Source organism: Spirulina sp. CCY15215 (genome assembly GCF_016888125.1).
Classification (GTDB): Bacteria; Cyanobacteriota; Cyanobacteriia; order Cyanobacteriales; family Spirulinaceae; genus CCY15215.
This window is the reverse complement of record NZ_JACSWA010000352.1, coordinates 40143-57475: the sequence shown is the minus strand read 5'-3', so window position 1 is coordinate 57475 and position 17333 is coordinate 40143. Positions and strand designations below refer to the sequence as shown.

14 protein-coding genes are annotated in these 17333 nt (G+C 43.1%); 7 read left to right on the top strand and 7 right to left on the bottom strand.

Annotated elements, in window-relative coordinates; translation table 11 throughout:
- The 3 genes from JUI58_RS08720 to JUI58_RS08710 all read left to right on the top strand — a co-directional run.
- On the top strand, window positions 1-622 hold a 622-nt coding region (locus tag JUI58_RS08720; protein ID WP_204103376.1), incomplete at its 5' end, for an RNA-guided endonuclease TnpB family protein.
- A 631-nt stretch (window positions 623-1253) separates the two neighbouring features.
- The gene (locus JUI58_RS08715) at window positions 1254-1991 is read left to right on the top strand and encodes a hypothetical protein (RefSeq protein ID WP_204103375.1); all 738 of its coding nucleotides are present in this window, start codon (window positions 1254-1256) and stop codon (window positions 1989-1991) included.
- Between the two features lie 18 nt (window positions 1992-2009).
- Window positions 2010-2780: a hypothetical protein gene (locus tag JUI58_RS08710; protein ID WP_204103374.1), complete on the top strand. Its 771-nt coding sequence runs from the start codon at window positions 2010-2012 to the stop codon at window positions 2778-2780.
- On the opposite strand, the gene JUI58_RS08705 is transcribed toward JUI58_RS08710, so the two are convergent.
- Window positions 2777-3865: a tetratricopeptide repeat protein gene (locus JUI58_RS08705; protein WP_204103373.1), complete on the bottom strand. Its 1089-nt coding sequence runs from the start codon at window positions 3863-3865 to the stop codon at window positions 2777-2779. The two genes, JUI58_RS08710 and JUI58_RS08705, sit on opposite strands and share 4 nt — an antisense overlap.
- A 65-nt stretch (window positions 3866-3930) precedes the next feature.
- On the opposite strand from JUI58_RS08705, the gene JUI58_RS08700 reads away from it, so the two are divergent.
- Together JUI58_RS08700 and der are read left to right on the top strand one after the other, a co-directional pair.
- Window positions 3931-4482, top strand: a complete 552-nt coding sequence (locus JUI58_RS08700; protein WP_204103372.1) for a hypothetical protein — start codon at window positions 3931-3933, stop codon at window positions 4480-4482.
- Window positions 4483-4584: 102 nt separating this feature from the next.
- Window positions 4585-5943 carry a ribosome biogenesis GTPase Der gene (gene der / locus JUI58_RS08695; protein WP_204103371.1) on the top strand — a complete coding sequence of 453 codons (1359 nt, stop codon included), beginning with the start codon at window positions 4585-4587 and terminating at the stop codon, window positions 5941-5943.
- A gap of 72 nt (window positions 5944-6015) precedes the next feature.
- On the opposite strand, the gene JUI58_RS08690 is transcribed toward der, so the two are convergent.
- From JUI58_RS08690 to cysK, 3 genes are all read right to left on the bottom strand, one after another.
- The gene (locus JUI58_RS08690; RefSeq protein WP_204103370.1) at window positions 6016-7203 is read right to left on the bottom strand and encodes a hypothetical protein; all 1188 of its coding nucleotides are present in this window, start codon (window positions 7201-7203) and stop codon (window positions 6016-6018) included.
- An 86-nt stretch (window positions 7204-7289) separates the two neighbouring features.
- Window positions 7290-8642 (bottom strand): sorbosone dehydrogenase family protein, encoded by a 1353-nt coding sequence (locus JUI58_RS08685; protein WP_204103369.1) that lies wholly within the window; start codon window positions 8640-8642, stop codon window positions 7290-7292.
- Between the two features lie 155 nt (window positions 8643-8797).
- On the bottom strand, window positions 8798-9757 hold the full coding sequence (gene cysK / locus JUI58_RS08680) for a cysteine synthase A (protein WP_204103368.1): 960 nt from the start codon (window positions 9755-9757) through the stop codon (window positions 8798-8800).
- 275 nt (window positions 9758-10032) lie between these two features.
- Between cysK and JUI58_RS08675 the strand changes: the two genes are divergently transcribed.
- Both JUI58_RS08675 and JUI58_RS08670 read left to right on the top strand, forming a co-directional pair.
- On the top strand, window positions 10033-11409 hold the full coding sequence (locus JUI58_RS08675; protein WP_204103367.1) for a DICT sensory domain-containing protein: 1377 nt from the start codon (window positions 10033-10035) through the stop codon (window positions 11407-11409).
- Window positions 11410-12048: a pentapeptide repeat-containing protein gene (locus JUI58_RS08670; RefSeq protein WP_204103366.1), complete on the top strand. Its 639-nt coding sequence runs from the start codon at window positions 11410-11412 to the stop codon at window positions 12046-12048. It abuts the gene before it with no gap.
- A 13-nt stretch (window positions 12049-12061) separates the two neighbouring features.
- Here JUI58_RS08670 and JUI58_RS08665 read toward each other — a convergent pair whose 3' ends face one another.
- The 3 genes from JUI58_RS08665 to smc all read right to left on the bottom strand — a co-directional run bounded on the left by JUI58_RS08665 (window position 12062) and on the right by smc (window position 17330).
- Entirely contained in the window at window positions 12062-13186 is a 1125-nt protein-coding gene (locus JUI58_RS08665; RefSeq protein ID WP_204103365.1) for a 5-(carboxyamino)imidazole ribonucleotide synthase, read from the bottom strand.
- Window positions 13187-13319: 133 nt separating this feature from the next.
- Entirely contained in the window at window positions 13320-13649 is a 330-nt protein-coding gene (locus JUI58_RS08660; RefSeq protein WP_204103364.1) for a hypothetical protein, read from the bottom strand.
- Window positions 13650-13673: 24 nt separating this feature from the next.
- Window positions 13674-17330, bottom strand: a complete 3657-nt coding sequence (gene smc, locus JUI58_RS08655) for a chromosome segregation protein SMC (RefSeq protein ID WP_204103363.1) — start codon at window positions 17328-17330, stop codon at window positions 13674-13676.
- Between the last annotated feature and the right edge of the window lie 3 nt (window positions 17331-17333).

Genomic DNA, 17333 nt, shown 5'->3' with positions numbered 1-17333 from the left:
AAAATATGCCAATCCTAGACATATTGCCAAACATGAAAAGAACCTCAAGCGCAAACAACAAAAACTTTCTCGCAAAGTTAAAGGCTCTAAATCGAGAAAAAAAGCGCGTAAACTGGTAGCCAGAGTTCACGAGCGAGTTAGAAATTCCCGCCAAGATTTCTTGCATAAACTGTCAAGAAAATTGGTAGACGAAAACCAAGTCATTGTTGTGGAGAATCTTAACGTGAAGGGAATGGTAAGAAATCACTGTCTCGCTAAAGCTATCTCCGATGTCGGTTGGGGAAAATTCGTCAACTTTCTCGATTATAAACTTGCCAAAGAAGGAAAAGTATTAATCGAGATTGATAGATGGTTTCCCAGTTCTAAAACCTGCTCTGAATGCGGTCACAAAATGGACAAAATGCCCTTGGATGTGAGGGAGTGGACTTGTCCCGAATGCGGTACGACCCATGACCGCGATGAGAATGCCTCGAAAACCATCAGAGCAGAAGGCATCAGACAAATACAGGCGTTGGGAATCAGCGCTTCTGCGGAAGGAGGGGATGTAAGACTCGTTGCTGGTTCTACTAGCAAAAAGCTATCCCCTGTGAACTCCGAAGCTACTCATCATCCTACGGATTGATGAGTAGTAATTCACGAAGGTTAGAAGAAGCGATCGCCTCTTAGGACCAAGCCTTGCAAATTAAAGTTGCGACTTTCACCTGCAAAACCTCACTCTCTTTGAACACCGTAAACAGTTAGAAGGACGAAAACAGCAAATTGCTCAATTACAACCCACCGCAACCCCTTATGAAAATCCCTATTATTGGGCAGCTTTTATCCTGGCGGGCTACCAAAAAAGCGATAAAATAATAGAAATACCATAATTCAAAATCTAGGGAGCGAGACGCTCCCACTACCGTAATATCTAAGGGTAGTAGTGCGGGCATCTTGCACGCTTGTTATCCCCATTAACCGGATTTGATATTAAATAAATTTTTGCTCGCTTTTGAAGAATTGACAGCGTAAAATCATGGCATCAAACAATATTAACTCGGAAATAGGAATTACATATTAGCAGGCAAGATACCCGCACTACCATAACAATAGAATACAGTAGTGGGAGCGTCTCGCTCCCTAGCAGGGTGTTAAAAAATGCTACCTCTAGCAGGGTGTTAAAAAATGCTACCTCTAGCAGGATGGTTAAAAAATGCTACCTCTAGCAGGGTGTTAAAAAATGCTACAATCAAAGTGTTTGACTTGAAGGTTAACCCATGTCTACTGCAACAGAAATAGAACCTAACGTTGGTAGAGTTTTGCAAATTGTCGATCGCCTCTCCAATTCAGAGCAAGAATTACTATTCAATATTCTCAAAGAACGACAGATCGAAAAACGCCGACAAGAACTTACAGAAAGTATTGCCGAAGCCCATCGGGAATATAAAATGGGTAAAACGCAACAAGTCACTGTTGATGAATTAATGGCATCTTTAAACGATCCCGAAGAAGATATTGAGTACCCTGAATTTACATCCAACCCACAATCAACAATGGATAACTCTCGAATTGACGACAGCGATGCTTTAATCGTTAAAGCCTTTCTTGCAGCCCTCAGTCAACAAGATACCCTTCCCCAAAGTTTACCCAATAACCTCCGCAAAATTGCCCAAAACCTCAGCCAAAATTTAGAAGAACTCTACACAATAGCCACAAAAATCCCTGAATTTGCCACTGAATACGATCGCGCTTACGATCTATTAAACACGGCATCCGCAGAACGGGGAATGGGATTAGATTTTACTCCCGATGACTCCTCTATACCCACCCTTTCAACAACTATTGATAATAGCGTTCCCGATCCCAGCCAGCGTCCTCAAATGACAGAAGTATTAGCAAAATTAGAACAGTTTGATAATGAAACTTTAGCAAAGAAAACATGGGCTGTTTTTACGGCTTCCGATCCAGCAGAAGAATTAAAAAATGCTTTTAATTTCGGACAAATTGGTTTTTAAAAACAGAAACTCTAACTAATGGCCTCAGAACTTTCTTTAATTTATCCCACAATCGATCTATTTCTCTACGATCTGCGCGATGGTTTAGGAGATAGTCCAGAAGCAATAAAGCAGAAAAGCAGCGCATTTTGGCAACGGCTTCCCAATGGCGATCGCGCTTTAGTCGAAGAAGAAAAAGAAGGCAGTTTTATCGAACTCCTCCCCCAAAAATATCAACCTTTACCAGACAATAAAAATGGATTTTATTACCCTGTTAAACTCAATGATACTTTAGCTTTACAAATCGATTATTCTGCTAATCTTCAAGGATCGAAACAACCTTGTAAAATTAAGACATTAGCAGAAAACAAAAAATTTATTATTCGCGATCGCCAAGGAAAGCCAGGCACATTAGGGGAAACTTGGTTAATTTGGGGACAATTAGCCGAGATCGACCAAAATCTAGAAGAAACGGCTAAACAATGTTACGCTGTTTTTTCTAACGAAACGTGGCAAATCGAAGGAATTATCCAACTCGAACAAACGAAACGCGATCGCCATCTCAATGAAACAATTTTTGTGGTTAGTGCAGGGATCGGCACCGCTTCCGCTTCTGCCTCTTCCGTTGCCAATTTTGCTGAAGATATTATGATGAATATTCATCCCCCTCAGCAACAACCTTTAACAACTGGATATTTATTCCAGATTTATCTTTTTGCCCTGCTTCTCAGCTTGGTTGTCGGTTTTATATCCAGTGTAATTATGAGACTATTAATGCAGTTTCCGTGGCGAAAAAGCAAATCTCCTTAACGATCGCGCCAAAAATGCAAGCCACTATAGAGTTGAAAGGCTTGATCCCAAAGACTAGGTTTGCGTCGTTCGAGATCAATACGAGATTTGAGGCGATCGAGGGTTTCACGAAAGTCGATCGCCGTCTCAGCAAAAATAGTAAAATCATCTCGAACAGGGCATTTGCTTAAAGTATCATCTAAAAATTCCGTCAAATAATGCCAATTTTTACTCGCCGTTTCTCGTTCTCCAAGAGGCAAAGAAGTAGGTTTTGTGGCGAAAGTAACCCCTTTTTGAAATTGATAAGTGCGATCGCAAAAGCGAAGAATACAATTTCTCTGAGGTAGGTGCAGATCGCAAAAAGGAACGCTATCTTGTTTTTGAATTTTGCGCTGTAATTTGCGCCTCGCACCAAAAACCACCACCGACTCAAATAAAGGAATGCGCCCAATAACGCGCTGAGTGACTTCTGGCCAAGTGAAACTAAATTCTCCCTCGGATCCGGCACTACTTTTACAGCGTACTAGAATTTGAGAGTTGAGGGTTTTAAAATAATGCACCTCCAACACCTCGATCGCCTCAATTTGACTCAAAGGGAAACAAAAACTGGGAATATTAACCTGTTGGAAACGGGAAACATAATAAACAAGTTCGCCCATTTTTCCAGGACGATATAGCCGCCATCCTCTTGTCGGTAAGCGCAAACGGGCAGTATAAGCATCCAAATTGACAATCTTACCAAAGGCCTTCGCCGCTTCTTGCTTCGCTGCTGGGGCGATCGGTTCGAGAATTAAGACCCCTAAACTTTCCCCTCCTTGGGTTGTCACCGCATCGGCGATCGCCTGTTCCTTTTGCGATCGCGCCGCTATTTCCAGGCGAGAAATTCCCTTACGAATTTGAGCAATAAGTTTAGGATTCGTCGTTTTGGGTAAAAGATAAAGATAAATTTTTTCCGCAGCTTCTCGCTTCCCGAGTCCTTCCTGAATGCGCCCAGCATAAAATCGCACCCAAGGGTTCTTACCATCCTTGTCAATCAGGGGTTTTAAGAGTTTAGCCGCCCCCCGGTAATCTTGCCGCTTGATGGCTTCTGCAACGCGATCGAGCATGATTGAGATAAAGTGTTGTTGTTGTACTATCGGCTTGCGATTCAGCAATAGGGTTTTTTTCTATTATGTCCTCCATCCCGTCAATTAGCTGTCAAATCCCCCAAGAATGGCTTGAAGCCATCGATCGCTATGCCTCCGAACGGGATCTGAATCAGTCTGATGTTCTCAAATTGGCGATCGCCTCTTTTCTCGAACTGGACTCTTCCTCTATTGTCCCAGAATCGGATCAGTTAGCTGCCCTCACTAAACAGTTAACCCTCGTTAGCAAACAAGTCAAAAATCTGCACAAACGCTTGCAAACTGTTGAAAAGAAAGATGAAAAAGATGAGTTAGTTAAATCGATCGCCCCGGCGATAGTGGAAACCGTAGAAGCAGAATTTGTCTCCCCTGAGTGGGATACCCCCCCATCTCACCCAGTAAACTTGGAAAATCTAGCCAAATCTGGACTAACTTTAGAGGAACTCTGCGACCTCAAACAACTCAACCTCGAATCAGTTTCTACTCGAGCCCACAGAGCAACTTTACCCGTTGAAGCGGCGATGGAGTTAGCCACGGGTTGGCACTATCAGCCGAGGACACAAAGGTATTATCCACCCGTTGGGATCGGCGCTCGCTAAGGGGGAAGTTTTCCCTTTAATTCGCTATCATAGGAAGATTGCCCTTTTTGGCGCGATCGCAATTCTCTCTTTTATTCACAGAATTCTAAATCAATTATTACCATGTCTCTCCCTATTATTGCTATTATCGGTCGTCCCAATGTGGGCAAATCCACCTTTGTTAATCGTTTAGTGGCGAATCGCATTGCGATCGTTCACGATGAACCTGGAATCACCCGCGATCGCACTTATCAAGAAGGATTTTGGGGCGATCGTGACTTTCTGGTAGTGGATACAGGAGGGTTAGTTTTTGACGACGATACAGAATTCCTCCCCATGATTCGGGAACAAGCAATGGCGGCGCTACAAGAGGCAAATGTGGCTATTTTAGTGGTAGACGGACAAACCGGACCTGTCCCCGCCGATGCGGAAATTGCCCAATGGTTACGCCTACAACCCGTCCCTTTCTTTCTCGCGGTCAATAAATGCGAATCTGCTGAAGAAGGACTCGTACAAGCAGCACAGTTTTGGGAACTCGGTTGCGGGGAACCCTATCCCGTCTCTGCTATTCACGGCAGTGGTACGGGAGAATTACTGGATGAAGTGGTGAAGGTATTACCCGCAAACGAAGATATTCCCGAGATTCCGGAAACGAAAGTGGCAATTATCGGTCGTCCTAATGTAGGTAAATCGACTTTACTGAATATGTTAACCGGGGAAAATCGTTCTATTGTTAGCCCGATTTCTGGGACAACTCGAGACACAATTGATATGCGAGTTGAACGAGATGGAAAGTATTACCGTCTTATCGATACGGCGGGTATTCGTAAAAAGAAAAATGTACAATATGGGGCAGAATTTTTTAGCATTCACCGTGCTTTTAAAGCTATTCGTCGCGCCGATGTAATTATTTTTGTTTTAGATGCCGTCGATGGTGTAACAGAACAGGATCAAAAGTTAGCAAATCGGGTCATGGAAGAAGGTCGTGCAGCAGTTTTAGCTATTAATAAATGGGATGCAGTTGAAAAGGATTCTTACACGATTTATGATTACGAGAAACAAATTAAAGACCGCTTATATTTCTTGGATTGGGCTGAACCTTTATTCATTAGCGCCTTAACTGGACAACGGGTAGAAAAACTTTTAAATCTTGTCGATAAGGCTTATGAATCCCATCAAAGGCGCGTTACTACTGCGGTAGTTAATGAAGTTTTACAAGAGGCGGTTGAATGGCATTCTCCTCCTACTTCTCGTCAAGGCAAACAAGGGAAAATTTACTACGGAACTCAAGTTAGTATTCAGCCTCCTACTATTACCCTTTTTGTCAACGATCCTAAGCGTTTTAATGATGGTTATCGTCGCTATATCGATCGCCAATTCCGAGAACAGTTAGATTTTACTGGTACTCCCATTCGCATTCTTTGGCGAGGGAAAAAGGTACGAGATCTGGAAAAAACGGCCAACAAGGCTACGAGGGTTTAAGGGATAAGCGATCGCCTCTCCATCTTCATGACAAAATAGCAAGCGATCGCCTTTTCAGTCCCAAAACCTAACTTAATGAGTTAATGCCAATAATTCAGATTCAACGCGATCGAGTAATGCTTCTGCGGGACGAGTGCGATCGTATAATTTAGGAACCCAATCATCTCCCCAAAATAAGAAGCAACTGGTTTCTCCTTCGAGAATCCATTCCCTTGCTTCTATTAAAAATTGTTGTCCTGTTGCTGATAAATTGTTCCCAGAATCGACAATTTTCCAATAGCGATCGCTGACCCGACAAATCGTTTCTACTGCCTGTTTTTGCGCCTCAGAACCTGCCCATTGACTCAGATCGAATCCGGAGGTATTACCCACATTCCATGCCCCTGTTTGCACAAATGCTTCCTCTTCTGGAGGATGTTCTTGCAAATAGTCCGATAATTTCAGCGATCGCAAGGACGTAGAATTATTGCGAATCATCTCAATAAATGGCGTGAAAAAGTGACCAAAAAAGCCAGATTGTTCGTGCATTTGTCGAAACCAACCACCATTTTCTCCATCAGACCAAGTTGTAACTAAACGCGGTGCATCTGGTGCGGGAGAATGCGCTATTTTCTGACAGACTTCGCGATCGAACCAAACCGGATCGGTGCCGCTTTCTTGAGCATTAGAAATATCTCGTTCTCGTGGTATAATGGCAATAGTTTTGCCCTCGTAAGTTGCCTTGTAGGGCTTGTAAATATCAAGGATACCGCTTTCGGGTTTAATATGCACCCCATCGACAACAACATAGGAATATCCCACCTCAACTAATGCGGGAATCATTTCCATACAAAATGCCATTTCTGGCGGCCAAAAACCTGTAGGAGAACGTCCAAATGCTTTCTCGACAATCTCTTTTCCTCGTACTAAATGTTCCTGCCAATCTCGTTGCGGAATAAGCGGGAAAATGGGATGATAGTATCCCATGCCAATTAACTCGATATTGTTCGCTTTTCCGTAGCGGTCGAGCATATCGGGAATGTTAATAAATGGTGCATATTTTTCGATAATTTCAGGATCGAGAAATTGTTCCAAGAGGATCCCCGAAAAACCCACTTGCAAAGCAGCAGCATCTTGCAGTAAATTGGCATAGCGTACCGCTCTTTCGTAACAGCGCATAATTTGCTCTGCTTCAAAGGGATTTTCTTCGATTAATAGCTGCAAATTCCCTGGAGGTTGGTGCATATGCAAGCCCAAGGCATGGTAAATTTGTTGTGTCATTTTTTCTCTCTTTTTTATTGATTACTGATTATTAGGAATAAAGCTCTAAAAAATATCTAAATTTTCTGTTGCCTATTCCCTATTCCCTATTCCCTATTCCCCCCATACTGAATGCGATAAATGCGTCCGTTTGCTTCCTCCGTAAATAGCAAACTACCATCGGGTAATACTAATAATCCCACAGGTCGTCCCCAAGTGGAAGGAATTGATGGATCGAGGAGAAAACCGGTTAAAAAATCTTCATATTCCCCCGTCGGTCGGCCTGTATCATCAAAAGGAACAAAAACCAATTTATATCCCGTTCCGCGATCGCGGTTCCAAGACCCGCGAAAGGCTACAAATGCACCATTATGATATTTTTGGGGAAAGGTTTCTCCATCGTAAAATTGTAGCCCTAAAGCCGCAGAATGAGATTGAAATAAAACATCGGGAGTTAAGGTTTTTGCTGCTAATTCTGGGTTTTTACTGCGACCATTTTGCAGTTGACGCGGATCGAGTAAGTTAGGACTAAGATAAGTAAATGGCCAGCCGTAGAACTCCCCTTCTCGAATGCGAGTCAAATAATCAGGAACGAGATCATCCCCCATCCCATCCCGTTCATTTACAGTTGTATAAAGTTCTTCCGTCACGGGATGAAAATCCAAACCGACAGGATTTCTTAACCCAAAAGCAAAGGTTTTCTGGTTCGATCCGTCTATATTGGTAACTTGTACGGAAGCGCGAGGTAATTCTTCAACATCAACATTAGAACGAGAACCAACAGAAATATAGAGCTTTTTTCGATCTGGAGAAATGACAACATTGCGCGTCCAATGTTGATTGTATCCTCCTCCTGGTAAATTAATAATTTTTGTTCCTCTTCCTTCTAGTTCTTCTTGTCCTTCGCGATAACTATATTGACGCACTGCATTAGTATTTCCCAAGAAAAAAGCATCATCAGAAAAGGTCATTCCAAAAGGAATATTTAAGTCATTTTCAGCATCTGCAAAAGTGTTGCGAGTTTCTGCAAAACCATCTCCATCTTTGTCTTTTAATAAACGAATGCGATTTTGACGAGTTTCGGTAACTAAAACATCTCCTGTGGGGGTTAACGCTAACCAACGAGGACGATCTAAATTATCAGCAAAAATATTCACCTGAAATCCTTGGGGAAGATTGAGGCTAGGATTGTTAGGAATAGACACAACTTGAGGACTTTTGGACGCACTGCTGGTAGAAAAAGGATTGGGAAGGCGATCGAGGGAAATGCGAATGGGTTGAGGGGTGAAAATTTCGGTTGGAATTAAATTATCTGGCGATCGCGGCACAATTTCTTTCTCTTGAGAATAGTCTTTTTGTTCCACTGAACGAGAAGTGCTACAAGCAGTTAAGACGAGAAAGGCGATCGCGCACAAAAGATTTTTAGAACTATATTTAGCAAGATAATTTGGTAAATTCATGGTAAATTATGGATAAAAATTGGATTTTATTTGGGTGCATCTCAGTTTTGTAAAAATAGCGAGCAATGTAAAAATAGCGAGCAAGATGCTCGCACTACCCCTATTATGGTTTATTGTAGTGGGAGCATCTTGGTTGTTAATAGGTCAATCCTAACTTAAACTAACGCGGCAACCTTCTCCTCGGGAACTTGGAATAAAGGCGTACTGAGATAGCGTTCCCCAAAACTGGGTTGAATCATGACAATTAATTTTCCCTTATTCTCTGGACGCTTACCCACCTCGATCGCGGCTGCAAGGATAGCCCCCGTAGAAATCCCCGATAATAGCCCCTCTTCCCGCGCCAAACGACGACCATAGGAGAAAGCATCCTCATCCTTGACTTTGACCACCTCATCAATTAAATCAACATTTAACACTTCCGGGACAAAACCCGCACCGATGCCTTGAATTTTATGGGGTCCGGGTTCTCCTCCTGATAGAATAGCGCTGTTTTCCGGTTCGACAGCGATCGCCCGAAAAGAAGGCTTTTTCCCCTTAATAAACTCGCTAACCCCCGTAATTGTACCGCCAGTTCCCACCCCAGAGATGAGAAAATCCACTTGTCCGTCGGTATCTTCCCAAATTTCCTTACCCGTGGTCAGGCGATGAATTTCAGCATTAGCCGGATTGTTAAACTGCTGTAAAATATAAGCATGAGGAGTATTATCGGCAATCTCTTGCGCCCTGGCGATCGCCCCCTTCATCCCCGTCTTTGCGGGAGTTAGTTCCAACTGCGCCCCATAAGCCCCTAACATCGCCCGACGTTCCACACTCATACTTTCTGGCATCGTCAAGATTAGTTTATAACCTTTCGCTGCCGCCGCCATAGCCAAGGCGATCCCCGTATTCCCTGAAGTAGGTTCGACTAATATCGTTTCTGCGGCATTGATAAGTCCCTCTTGTTCCGCTTTATTAATCATGTGTACCCCAATGCGGTCTTTCACCGAAGCGGCGGGGTTCATGCCCTCCAATTTAACAAGAATTTGGGCAACACACCCCTCTGATTGAGGAATAACGTTCAGTCTGACTAAAGGAGTCCGACCGATTAATTCTGTAATACTGTTAGCAACCTGCATATTTCTGATGTTTAGTTAGTATCTCCATGAACAATTGCAAGTATCGCATTTTGACCCGACCGATCGGAAATACCCTCGAAAATTCTGCAAAACTTGCGATCGCCATCCTAAGATTATAAAGGGTTAGAATTTTGCTTATGAGCGATAGGGAAGCGATCGCGACTTCTTCTCCGATCTCGTTTGTCAATGTCGCTCCAGCCCAGAAAAAGCCTATAATAATTTCATAATAAATTCAGGATCAAAACCTTCCACTTATATCGATCGCGGAAAAAAGAATGCTTCAAGGCTCAATCCTACAACAACTCACAACAACCCATAAAAAGGCTAATCGTTCTCTCAATTTGGGAGTTTATTATAAAAATACCCTTATTGCGCTATGTCATGCCCTCGAAGATTTTATCTTAGAAACCGAGAGCAAACCCATTGCGATCGCGGCTTTTCAGCGAGGTAAATGGTATTTGAAAGAAGCCGATCGCTATGGAGAAATTGCCGCAAAAGCCTCGGATATCGCGATTTTAGCTACTCCTGACAGCAATTGGGCAGATCATCCCACCTCGCAAAAAGAGAATCTTTTTTTGGTGGATCTCTCTCCTGGGGATCCCGTAGCCCAAGAATGGCATTTAATGATTCTCTCTCCCACTTACACAGCGATGGTCCTCTGTCAAGAATTATCCGACTCGGACTATGGAGAAGCAGGAGTACCCGATAACGATCTAGAACGAAAATTTTATGGGTTTTGGACCTTTGAACCGGAATTAGTTCGAGAAGCCGTGGCATTAACCATCGCCCATATTGGCGAATACGATCGCGATCTGCAACAACACCTCAGCGATCGAGTGGAAACCATGACCGCAGAATTCGGCCATTGTCAGAGGGATGACCTTAATGAGATCGTCGCCAAAGTTGTTGATTATTTACACGCTATTCATCAGGACTCGACAACCAGAGAAGCCAGATCGCGATCGCTAGATAATAATTTAACCTCAAATGAAGTGCAAGCATATCTGCGAATGGCGCAACTGATCGATCGCACAGATGCCAGTAACCCCAATGCGGCGGCGGAAGTGGCTGCCATTGCCGAAGCAATGGGACAACTGTTAGACTTACCAGCATGGCAGATCAAACGCTTGCGCTTGGCGGGATGGCTGCATCGCCTTACCCCCCTACAAGGTGCAACCCAAATGAGCGATCCTCAGTCAAAAGCGCAAGAGGAAATGCTGCAAAAACAGGGGCTATTACCGAAAGCCTCAATTTTGCGAATCATGCCCCAATTGAATGCGATCGCCCGCATTATCACTTATAAGAGCGAGCATTGGGATGGCTCGGGACAGCCGGAAGGATTATCCTATGATAGTATTCCTTTAGAGTCGCGAATTTTAGCCGCGATCGCGCATTTTCAGTGTTGTATTGTCCGGTATCGGGAAGAAGGTCGCGAGAACCCCCTAGGAGACGCTTTAAGCAACTGTCAAGAAAAAGCGGGGCAAATCTTCGATCCCAAGTTAGTCGAGGCTTTAGGGCTATTAGCAATGGGAATGCAGCAAGGAATGACACTGCAAGCCAGTCAGCCCAAAATTTCCACAGGAATTTGGCTTCTGGATGAATCGGAAAATCGGCAACAACAACCAATAACAAACAACTCATCACCAAAATAAATGAATATTGAAGCAATTCGCGCCGGACAAAACAAGCAACTTTCGGGAATGAATTTGGAAGATGAAGATTTTTCGGACTGCCAACTTGATAATATTAATTTGGCGGGGGCGAATTTAGTGGGTGCAGATTTTTCTCGGGCGACTCTCAAAGGGGGACGTTTGGATGGTGCTAATTTATTAGGGGCAAATCTCAATCAAGCGGATCTGCGCGCTAATTTTTTAGGGGCGAATTTGATGCAGGCAGATTTAAGCAATGCAGACTTGCGGGGAAGTAATTTACGAGGAACGAATTTGATGGGGGCAAAGTTTTTCCAAGCGTCCCTTTCTGGTGCTTTTTTGAGTGGTTCTAATCTAACGGGAGTGAATCTCCAAGGGGCAGATTTACGCGGGGCAGATTTGCGCGGGGTTAACTTTAATAGTGCCAATTTAAAAGGAGCAAACTTGGCACAAGCAGACCTACAAGGGGCAAATTTAAGCGAGGCAAATTTAGAAGAAGCAGACTTGCGCGGAGCCAATTTGGCGGGGGCAAGTTTGGCGGGAGCAAATTTACTTTGTGCCGAGTTAGAGGGTGCTAATTTAAAAGGAGTGAACCTCGATCGCACTTGTTTGGTCGGTACAGTTATTAATATTAATGAATGATAAGGCGATCGGTTTACTCATACCAGATAGACTCAATTTTTTGCGCGATCGCATTTCCTTTTTCTTTATTTTTTTCCCCTAATAAAACTGTAACGTGACCCAATTTACGACCGATGCGAGATTCGGTTTTTCTGTACCAATGAACGAAAGCATGAGGAATATTGGCTAATTGTTCTCGCTTATTTTGATAATCGGATTGAGAATTTTCAAAGCCCAATAAATTAACCATTACAGCACTATTACAAAGCATTTTGGGGGAATGTAACGGCATTCCCGTCACCGCTTCGAGTTGCATGGCAAATTGAGAGATATCGCAGGCATCTAAGGTAAAATGACCGGAATTATGAGTGCGAGGGGCGATTTCGTTAACTAATACTTGGTTTTCTTGAGTGAGAAAGAGTTCGATCCCAAATATCCCGACCACTTGTAGGCGATCGAGGAGTATAGTTGCAATGCGCTGTATCTCTGCGTTGACTTCCACAGAAACAGAAGCGGGGGCAAAAACACGGCGACAAACTTGATTTTCTTGTTCAGTTTCGACCACAGGATAAACAACAACTTCTCCATTGACCCCTCTCGCTGCCATTACCGCGAGTTCGCAGCTAAAAGGGATAAACTCCTCAATGAGCATTGAGGGGCGTTCTAGGCGATTCCAGAGGGCTTCTAGGGCGTTTTTGTTGGCGAGGATAAAAGTGCCGCGTCCATCGTAGCCGTGTCTTCTTGCTTTGAGAACAACGGGAAAGCCATATTTTGAGTTTATTTTGGCATCTTTTTCGAGGACTTGAAAGCGAGGGATGGGTAAACCGATTTTCTGCAAATATCGGCGCTGATCGGCTTTGTCTAATAAGGGTTCTAAAGACGCTAAACTGGGGCGAAAGCAAGTGCCTTTTTCTGCGAGGACTTTGAGGGCTTCTAGGTTGACAAATTCGTTTTCAAAGGTGATGATGTCGCAGTAATCTGCTAGTTTTTGAGTTGCATTTACGTCTGCGATCGCGCTTAAAACAGGATTTGCGGTGATTCTCGCGGCAGGATCGTCAGGGTTGGGAGTTTGTACAATCAGTTCTATATCGCGGCTTTTGGCTTCTTTTGCCATCATCCCTGCGAGTTGTCCTCCTCCGATTACACCGACTTTTTTCATGTCTCGATTACCCGATCTTTAACCTTTAGATTATGCTAGATTATGCCGGATTTGGGGAATTTTAGCTCGGCAATTATGAAAATGCGATCGGCGATAACAGGAAAATTCTGGCGATCGCCTTCACTAGAACAGTCTAAGTTGTAGTTTTTTTGGGCTTAATTTCCAAAACGAAACCTAAAGCGTTGAGCAGTTCAATTAAAGCATAAATCTCCCTTCCTTCAGAATCTGCTAACTGGCGATCGCACGTCTTATAATATCGTTCGATTTCTTCTGAAAGGCAATTCGTGCGCTTGCGGGATTCTATCACATCTTGAAGACTTGCCCGCAACAATTTGGGATCGGGTTCTTCTCCTTCTAAATCTAAGATGGCTTCAATATAGCTTGCAGCCCGAAGCGGATCTTGTAAAGATTCAATTAATGCTTCTTGCCAGCTATCGCTTAGAGGAGTTTTGACGGTTTTCATGATCTTTAATTCTCTCTTTAAATTTTACAACTTAATCCCCAATACTTGAGTATGCGCCCCTCTCGCCTGGGTGACACCAATAGTCCGTTGTGCAGATTCGATCATGGGACGACGCAAACTAACAACAATAAACTGCGCTTGTTCTGCTTGTCTTTTAATCATTTTAGCTAACCTTTCCACATTTGCACCATCTAAAAACATATCCACTTCATCGAAGGCATAAAAAGGAGAAGGGCGATAGCGTTGCAGGGCAAAAATAAAGCTAAGTGCGGTTAAAGACTTCTCTCCTCCAGACATAGAACTGAGACGCTGTACGGGCTTTCCTTTGGGATGGGCGATGAGGTTTAATCCCCCAGAAAAAGGGTCTTCTTCGTCATCTAAACCCAAGTAGCCATCACCTTCAGACAGACTGGCAAAAATGCCTTGGAAGTTCTCATTTACTGCATCAAAGGCTTCTCGAAAGGCACGGAAACGAAGGGTTGTAAAGTTTTCAATTCGCAGTAATAGTTCTGTACGTTCCCCTTCTAAAGTTGTTAGTTTTTCGGACAGTTCTTGTAAGCGTGCATTGGTGCGTTCGTGTTCCTCTAATGCCAACATATTAACGGGTTCCATTGCTTCGAGACGACGTTGAGCATTGCGGAGTTCTTTTTGGAGTTGTTCGAGGTGAGTTGTGTAGGTTTCTGCGGTCAGTTTTTCTCCTTCTGAAGGAACGAGATCGGAGACTTCGGGAAGAGGATCGGGAAGTTCTAATTCTTGTTCTTGACGCTGTTGTTGTAAATTGGCTAAAGATGCCTGGCGTTCTTGTTGACTATCTTGGATTTTCTGTTGTTGCCAAATTGTTTTTTGTTGACTATCTTGGAGACTGCGGAGAGTTTCTTCAGCGCGATCGCGATCGCGTTTCGCTTCCATCAGTTCGCTGGATAACAGTTGCAAAAGTCCTTCACTTTCTTGAATTTTCTCTTCAACTTTGGTTAAGTCTTGAGTAATTTTGATTTGTTGTTGTTCTGCTTCTATTTTCTTCTTTTGTTCTACCGTCAGCATTGCCCGCGATCGCTCTACTTTTTCTTGTAAGCGCAAACATTGATTTTCAAGGTCTAATAATTGATTTTCTGCTTGACGAAATGCCTGTTCTTTGGCCTGTAGTTCTTTTTCTTGGTCTTTAATCAAAGTTTGAATTTCTTGCCATTCGCTAGAAGTTTGATTTTCTTCCAATTCTGCTAATTTAGCTTGTTCTCCTTGTAGTTGCTGTTCTAATTCTGGCAGAGTTTTTGCTAATTCTTGCAGGCGAATTTTAGCATTACCTGACTCTTGGCAATTATGAGTCAATTGTACGGTTAATTGTTCCTTTTGTTTCGAGAGGCGATCGCGTTCTTTTTCTGCTTGTTCTTGACGGAGATTTTGTTCTCGCTGCTGCTGCCGAGTTTCAGTTAACTTTTGGCTCAATTCCTTGACAGTTTCCGATTTATCTGATAACAATTTCTCGCATTTTTCGAGAATAATTTCAATTTCATTTAAACGATTTGTAAGAGTATTAATCTCTTGGGATTTTTCGGGAACGGCGGTGCCAAAATGGAGGGAAGAACGCGCATTAATACTTCCTCCAGTCATTGCCCCACTACTTTCTAATAACTCCCCTTCTAAGGTGACAATACGAGCCTTTCCTAGATTAGCACGAGCCTCTTCTAAGGTTGCAAAAACAACAGTAGTACCGAAAACATAGGCAAAAATCGGCTTATATTTAGGATCGCAATCAATTAATTTAAAAGCAAAATCAATAAATCCTTTCGCATAATTTAACGGCGAAGATTGGGGAATATTTGGCTTTCTCATTTTATTTAAAGGCAAAAATGTAGCTCTTCCTCCTCTTTTCTGTTTTAATAGTTGAATGCCCATCGATGCAACAGTATCATCTTCAACCACAATATTTGCCAATCTTCCACCGGCTGCTGTTTCTAGAGCAAGTTTATACTGCTGTTCGACTTGCGCTAATTGTGCCACCAAACCACACACGCCAGGAATATCAGCTTTGAGGATAATTTGGGTAGCATTCGTTCCTTGTACTTCTTGCTGTGCTTGAGCCTTGGCTTCTAACTTATCTAATTGTCGCTGTTTCTCTCGCTGTTCATTTGATAATCTATTTCGCGTTTCTTCAGCAAGATTTCGTTCCTCTTCAGCCGTAGCCAATTGTTGCGCGATCGCTTGAATTTGTGCTGCGAAAGCTGTATCATTAAAATTAGAGAAATTTTCATGTTGTGTTGCAAGTTCTTCTTCAACCGATCGCAACAGTTGAGTTTGTTCTGCTATTTTTTGTTCGAGTTGATTTTGGCGTTCTTGTAATTGTGCTTGTTCTGTACGCTGAGGATCGATTAATTTTTGCAGAGAACCAATATGCTTGCTTAAAGCGGCTTGTTGTTGAACCCAAATATCTGACGCAGCAGCGAGTTCATTGGCTTGATCTTTATATGCTGCTAAATTATTACGATCGCGATCGCATTCTGTCTGTAATTGCTCCATTGTTTCATTTTCCAACACCGACTGTTCTTGACTGAGGCGATCGAAGTCATTCCGAAACTGTTCGATTTCTTGAGTCGTGCGCGAAATTGTTGCTTCAGCTTGTTGCAAAAGCGAATTTAACTCTTGTTGACGCTGTTGGAGTTGGCTGCGTTTAAGTTTTTGACTGGCTAATTGAGAAGAGATAGAAAGTTGCTCATCTTCCCCTAATTCTTTAACCCGTGTATTGAGATCGTTTAAGTTTTTGGTTGCTTCAGCAATCTTAGCAATAAGTTTCTCTAACTTCTCTGCTAACTTGGCCAATTCTGCATCTTCTGCAATAATTTTATCTTGTACTTCTCGTTCCTGTTGCTGCAAAGAACGCCAAAGAACGATCGCTTCCCATTGTTGTTGTTCTTGAATTTGTGCCTTGAGTTTTTTGTATTTCTCTGCTTTAATGCGATCGCCAGCCAACTTTTCCAGCGATCGCGTTAATTCCTGCTGAATAATCTGACAGCGTTCCTCTTTTTCCTTAACTTCTTCTAATGTTGATTTAACCCGTTCAATTTTGCGATCGAATTCCGCAACTCCAGCCAACTCATCAATAATTTGTCGGCGTTCTTTGGAATTCATGCTAATAATACTGGTAACATCCCCTTGCAGCACGATATTATAGCCTTCAGGGTAGATCCGCAGTCGTCGCAATTGTTCGTGCAAATCCCCCGCCGTACAGGGTTCATCGTTGATAAAATAGTTTGAGGAGTAACTCCCCCCTTTCGTCACCCGCAACCGTCGCGTTATTTTCCAATCTGGAGTCTGGGGTTGAGATTTGGGAGCGGGAGATGTACCATTTTCTAAGAACTCGTTATCCTCCTCTGTTCCCTCTTCCACTATTGCCTGTTCCCTGTTCCCTGTTGCCTCTAAATCCGATAAATCAAACGTAACAGAAACGCTAACTTCTGAAGTCCCTTTTTGGTTAAGATGATTGTGATTGACAAGATCGGGAAGACGTTCTGCTCGCATCCCTTTAGAACTGGCTAACCCCAAGCAAAATAATAGCGCATCAAGAATATTAGATTTTCCCGACCCGTTGGGGCCGGAAATTACCGTAAATCCTGTTAGTAATGGAACGTTCGTTGTCCCCCCAAATGACTTGAAATGAGACAGTTCGACGCTCTTAACATGAACCATTTA

Excerpts from the sequence above, each read along its gene's own strand:
- der (WP_204103371.1), top strand. The coding sequence starts at position 4,585 with ATGTCTCTCCCTATTATTGCTATTATCGGTCGTCCCAATGTGGGCAAA.
- JUI58_RS08685 (WP_204103369.1), bottom strand. The coding sequence starts at position 8,642 with ATGAATTTACCAAATTATCTTGCTAAATATAGTTCTAAAAATCTTTTG.
- cysK (WP_204103368.1), bottom strand. The coding sequence starts at position 9,757 with ATGCAGGTTGCTAACAGTATTACAGAATTAATCGGTCGGACTCCTTTA.
- JUI58_RS08690 (WP_204103370.1), bottom strand. The coding sequence starts at position 7,203 with ATGACACAACAAATTTACCATGCCTTGGGCTTGCATATGCACCAACCT.
- JUI58_RS08705 (WP_204103373.1), bottom strand. The coding sequence starts at position 3,865 with ATGCTCGATCGCGTTGCAGAAGCCATCAAGCGGCAAGATTACCGGGGG.
- JUI58_RS08715 (WP_204103375.1), top strand. The coding sequence starts at position 1,254 with ATGTCTACTGCAACAGAAATAGAACCTAACGTTGGTAGAGTTTTGCAA.
- JUI58_RS08675 (WP_204103367.1), top strand. The coding sequence starts at position 10,033 with ATGCTTCAAGGCTCAATCCTACAACAACTCACAACAACCCATAAAAAG.
- JUI58_RS08665 (WP_204103365.1), bottom strand. The coding sequence starts at position 13,186 with ATGAAAAAAGTCGGTGTAATCGGAGGAGGACAACTCGCAGGGATGATG.
- JUI58_RS08660 (WP_204103364.1), bottom strand. The coding sequence starts at position 13,649 with ATGAAAACCGTCAAAACTCCTCTAAGCGATAGCTGGCAAGAAGCATTA.
- JUI58_RS08670 (WP_204103366.1), top strand. The coding sequence starts at position 11,410 with ATGAATATTGAAGCAATTCGCGCCGGACAAAACAAGCAACTTTCGGGA.
- smc (WP_204103363.1), bottom strand. The coding sequence starts at position 17,330 with ATGGTTCATGTTAAGAGCGTCGAACTGTCTCATTTCAAGTCATTTGGG.
- JUI58_RS08710 (WP_204103374.1), top strand. The coding sequence starts at position 2,010 with ATGGCCTCAGAACTTTCTTTAATTTATCCCACAATCGATCTATTTCTC.
- JUI58_RS08700 (WP_204103372.1), top strand. The coding sequence starts at position 3,931 with ATGTCCTCCATCCCGTCAATTAGCTGTCAAATCCCCCAAGAATGGCTT.